Origin of the sequence: Streptomyces sp. MBT65 (assembly GCF_016612545.1) — a bacterium.
Classification (GTDB): domain Bacteria; phylum Actinomycetota; class Actinomycetes; order Streptomycetales; family Streptomycetaceae; genus Streptomyces.
Genome location: NZ_JAENRY010000478.1, coordinates 1 through 4,206, shown reverse-complemented (window position 1 = coordinate 4,206; position 4,206 = coordinate 1). Strand labels below are relative to the sequence as shown.

General features: G+C 70.5%; 4 protein-coding genes and 1 pseudogene. 1 reads left to right on the top strand and 4 read right to left on the bottom strand.

Annotated features, from left to right (window positions below):
- From JHN63_RS53625 to JHN63_RS48565, 4 genes and pseudogenes are all read right to left on the bottom strand, one after another.
- Nucleotides 1-133: pseudogene (locus JHN63_RS53625) on the bottom strand (cytochrome c oxidase assembly protein); the annotation flags it as partial.
- 104 nt (nt 134-237) lie between these two features.
- On the bottom strand, nt 238-1,263 hold the full coding sequence (locus JHN63_RS48575) for a 6-phosphofructokinase (protein ID WP_200691539.1): 1,026 nt from the start codon (nt 1,261-1,263) through the stop codon (nt 238-240).
- A gap of 202 nt (nt 1,264-1,465) precedes the next feature.
- Nucleotides 1,466-2,194, bottom strand: a complete 729-nt coding sequence (locus JHN63_RS48570) for a type 1 glutamine amidotransferase (RefSeq protein WP_043668543.1) — start codon at nt 2,192-2,194, stop codon at nt 1,466-1,468.
- 21 nt (nt 2,195-2,215) lie between these two features.
- The gene (locus JHN63_RS48565; protein WP_200691538.1) at nt 2,216-3,454 is read right to left on the bottom strand and encodes a MurT ligase domain-containing protein; all 1,239 of its coding nucleotides are present in this window, start codon (nt 3,452-3,454) and stop codon (nt 2,216-2,218) included.
- A 154-nt stretch (nt 3,455-3,608) separates the two neighbouring features.
- Here JHN63_RS48565 and def point away from each other — a divergent pair, with 154 nt between their 5' ends.
- Nucleotides 3,609-4,148 carry a peptide deformylase gene (gene def / locus JHN63_RS48560; RefSeq protein WP_200691537.1) on the top strand — a complete coding sequence of 180 codons (540 nt, stop codon included), beginning with the start codon at nt 3,609-3,611 and terminating at the stop codon, nt 4,146-4,148.
- The last annotated feature ends 58 nt before the right edge of the window (nt 4,149-4,206 follow it).

The following is a 4,206-nucleotide window of genomic DNA, read 5'->3' as shown; positions in this document are numbered from 1 at the left end:
CGACCCCCCACCCGTACAGTCCGAGACCGAGCAGGCAGGCCGTCAGGAAGAACGGATCGGCCGACCACTCAAGCCCCCGCCCCAGCGTGAACGGCGGCAGATCCATGGTCATGCCGTGCCCGCCGTGATCCATCGGACGGCTCCTGATTCGTGGGGGTTGTGCAAGTCTGTCCGCACACAGACTAGAACTGCCCCCGGTCACGATCATGACCGGGGGCAGTTTCATTCATGAGCGGGCTACAGGACGCACTCGGCCTCTTCGTACCGATCGGCGGGCACCGTCTTCAGCGTCTCCACCGCGTCGGCCAACGGCACCATCACGATGTCCGTTCCCTGGAGCGCGGTCATCTTCCCGAACTCCCCGCGGTGCGCGGCCTCCACCGCGTGCCACCCGAAGCGAGTGGCCAGCACCCGGTCGTACGCGGTGGGCGTCCCCCCGCGCTGCACATGCCCGAGTATCACCGGCCGCGCTTCCTTGCCGAGCCGTTCCTCCAGCTCGATGGAGAGCTGCCGGGCGATCCCCGCGAAGCGCTCATGGCCGTAGACGTCCTTCTTGCCCTCGTCGAAGTCCATGGAACCCGCGCGCGGCTTCGCGCCCTCGGCGGCGACGACGATCGCGAAGCGCTTGCCCGCCTCGAAGCGTTCGCCAACGCGTGCGGCCAACTCCTCGATGTCGAAGGGGCGTTCGGGTACGACGATGGCGTGTGCGCCGGCCGCCATGCCGGAGTGCAGCGCGATCCAGCCGGTGTGGCGGCCCATGACCTCCACGACGAGGACGCGCTGGTGGGACTCGGCGGTCGTCTTGAGCCGGTCGAGCGCCTCGGTCGCGACACCGACCGCGGTGTCGAAGCCGAAGGTGACGTCCGTGACCGCGATGTCGTTGTCGATGGTCTTGGGGACGCCGACGATCGGGAGACCGGCGTCGTACATCAGCTTGGCCGCCTTGAGCGTGCCCTCGCCGCCGATCGGGATGATCGCGTCGAGGCCGAGCTCCTCGACATGCCCCCGGGCCCGCTCCACGCCGTCCCGCAGATGGGAGGGCTGGACGCGGGAGGAACCGAGGATGGTGCCGCCGCGAGCGAGGATGCCGCTCACCGCGTCGAGGTCGAGCTTGAGGTAGTCGCACTCCAGGAGGCCTTTCCAGCCGTCCCGGAAGCCGATGACCTCGTCGCCGTGGTCGACGACGGCACGGTGCACGACGGACCGGATGACGGCGTTCAGGCCGGGGCAGTCGCCGCCGGACGTGAGGACACCAATGCGCATAGCCCGAAAGAACCTTCTCGACGTGGACCGGGACCGGACCACGCTGTCCGGTATGAACCCCGCCACCCTAGCGGCAGAAGGGGGCGGGGTCCCAGCACGCGTCCGCCTGCTGGACGACCCCGCTCACCTGCGCGGACGGGCCGTCAGACGGGCTGGTTGCCGGTGTCCGAAGAGGAGGTGTACACCCGTCTCCGGACCCGGTTCAGGCGGGCTGCTGAGCTGCGGTGATGCGCTCGTTGCGGAGCGCCTCGTACCAGCGGTCGTCGATCGGGGGCAGCGCGTTCACATCGAGGGCCAGCTTGAGCAGCAGGTCCGCGATCAGCGGGTTGCGGGCGAGCACGGGCCCGTGCATGTACGTGCCGAACACCGTGTCGTTGTACGCGCCCTCGGTGCCGTCGCCCGTGCCGTTGCCCTTGCCGAGGCGGACCTGGGCGAAGGGGCGCGCGGTGGGGCCGAGGTGGGTGACGCCCTGGTGGTTCTCGAAGCCGGTCAGCTGGGGCAGGCCCAGGCGCGCGTCGATGTCGCCGAGGACGTCACCGACGCACCGCTCGCCCTCGCCGCGCACCGACACCACGTCGAGCAGACCGAGGCCGGGCTCGCGCTGGCCGAGGTCGTTGATGAACTCGTGGCCGAGGATCTGGTAGCCGGCGCACACCGAGAAGACGATCGCGCCGTTGCCGACCGCCCGGTGCAGGCCGCCGTCACGGCGCAGCCGCTCGGCCGCGAGCCGCTGCGGACGGTCCTCGCCGCCGCCGATCAGATAGATGTCGCCCGAGGTGGGGATCGGCTGGTCGCTGCGCACGTCCATCCGGGCCACGTCGAGGCCGCGCTGCCGCGCCCGGCGTTCCACGACAAGGGCGTTGCCCTGGTCGCCGTAGGTGCTCAGCAGGTCCGGGTAGATCCACACCAGACGCAGCTGGTTGTCGCTCATGGTCAATTCGTCCTCTGAGTGTCAGTTGCCGACGCGGCGGCGCAGATCCTGGAACGCGGTGTAGTTCGCGATGACCTCGATACGGCAGGGCGGCGCCATCTGCACGGCCTGGTCGAGGTTGTCGCAGACCTGGAAGTGCTGGTTGGCGACCTCCAGGCGCACCGCGAGGTCCAGCTTGCGGTCGCCCACGACGAAGATGGGGTGGCCGGTCAGTCGGGTGTAGTCGACGTCCCACAGCCACGAGGTGTCGGTGCCGTCGGCGCCGCGCGCGTTCACCGAGAGGATCACCGGGGTCGGCGGCGGATCGATCAGGCTGAACGTCTCGAGCCAGCCCGCCGGGTTCTTCGCCAGCAGCAGCCGCAGGTCGCGCTGCATGAACTGGACGACGTCATAGCGCCCGGCGACGGCCTGCACCCGGTACATGCGCTCCAGGGCGACCTGCGGCGGCACCCCGAAGACGGCGGCGACGGCGGCGGAGGACGCCGCGTTGGCCTTGTTGGCGCGGCCCGGCAACTGGAGGTGGATCGGCCAGGCGGAGCCGTGCGGATCGAGCACATGGTCCCCGGACAGCGTCCAGCTCGGCGTCGGCCGACGGAACCCGCACTCGCCGCAGAACCAGTCGTCACCGGGGCGCTGCATCACGCCACCGCACGACGGGCAGGACCAGGCGTCGTCCTTCCACATCTGCCCGGCGGCGACCCAGATCACGTTGGGGGAGGAGGAGGCGGCCCACACGACCAGCGGGTCGTCCGCGTTGGCGACGACGACGGCCTTCGAACCGGCAAGCCCCTCACGCCAGTTCTCCGCGAGCATGCGGGTCTCGGCCGCGCGGTCCAGCTGGTCGCGGGAGAGGTTGAGCAGCGCGATGCACTTGGGGTCGGTGTCCCGGGCGACGCCGGCGAGGTACTTCTCGTCGACCTCGATGACCCCGAACTTGGCGTCCGAGCCGCCGGCCAGCGCCGAGGTGATACCGGCGGGCATGTTGGCCCCGAGCGCATTCGACACGACCGGTCCGGCGGCCCCGAGGGCTTCGGCGATCAGCCGCGTGGTCGTGGTCTTGCCGTTGGTGGCGGAGACCAGGGTCACATCCAGGCTCTGCGCGAGCCGGGCGAGGAGGTCGGGGTCGAGTTTGAGTGCCACTCGGCCGCCGATCACCGATCCGCTGCCCCGCCCCGCGGCACGCGATGCCGCCGCGACCGCCTTGCCCGCCGTCACGGCGAGCTTGGCCCGCGGCGTGAGCGGGTCCGAGTTGCCTGACATCAGTTCTCGATCCTCCTTGCGTACGCGCCGCGCCTCTGCCTCCGGCAACGTGGTGTGGACCTCAGCCTATCGAGATCCTTATCAGTGCCCGAACCGCGGCACCGCGAACGCCTCGCGGCGGGCGTGCGCCGTAGAGAACCGTACCCTTGCGCCCATGCGATACGGCTCCATCCCGGGCGCCCACGGGCGAGTCCGTCCCCTCATCCTGCTCGGCGACCCCCTCCTGCATGCCCCGTGCGAGGAGGTGACGAACTTCGGGCCCGAACTCGCCCGCCTCGTCGAGGACTTGTTCGCGACGATGTACGCGGCCCAGGGCGTGGGCCTCGCCGCGAACCAAGTCGGCGAATCCTTGCGGGTGTTCGTCTACGACTGCCCCGACGACGAGGAGACCCGCCACCTCGGCCATGTGGTCAACCCACGCCTGGTCGAGGCGGATGGGCTGGTGCTGCGCGGCCCTGAGGGCTGCCTGTCCCTGCCGGGCCTGGAGGCGGGAACGGAGCGCTACGACCACGCCGTGGTCGAGGGCTTCACGGCGACCGGCGAGCCGATCACCGTGCACGGGACGGGTTGGTTCGCGAGGTGCCTGCAGCACGAGTGCGACCACGTGGAGGGCACGGTGTACGCGGACCGCGTGACGGGCTGGCGCCACAGCCGCTTGATGCGACAGGTGGGCCGGGCTTCATGGCACACGTGAGGGCAGGTCTTCAGGGGCGTGGGGCTGTGTCGATGCGCGGCTCCGCCGCGTGGGCGCG

What these genes read in the sequence shown, in the direction of transcription:
- JHN63_RS48575 (WP_200691539.1), bottom strand. Translation starts at nt 1,263, where the DNA reads ATGCGCATTGGTGTCCTCACGTCCGGCGGCGACTGCCCCGGCCTGAAC.
- def (WP_200691537.1), top strand. Translation starts at nt 3,609, where the DNA reads ATGCGATACGGCTCCATCCCGGGCGCCCACGGGCGAGTCCGTCCCCTC.
- JHN63_RS48570 (WP_043668543.1), bottom strand. Translation starts at nt 2,194, where the DNA reads ATGAGCGACAACCAGCTGCGTCTGGTGTGGATCTACCCGGACCTGCTG.
- JHN63_RS48565 (WP_200691538.1), bottom strand. Translation starts at nt 3,454, where the DNA reads ATGTCAGGCAACTCGGACCCGCTCACGCCGCGGGCCAAGCTCGCCGTG.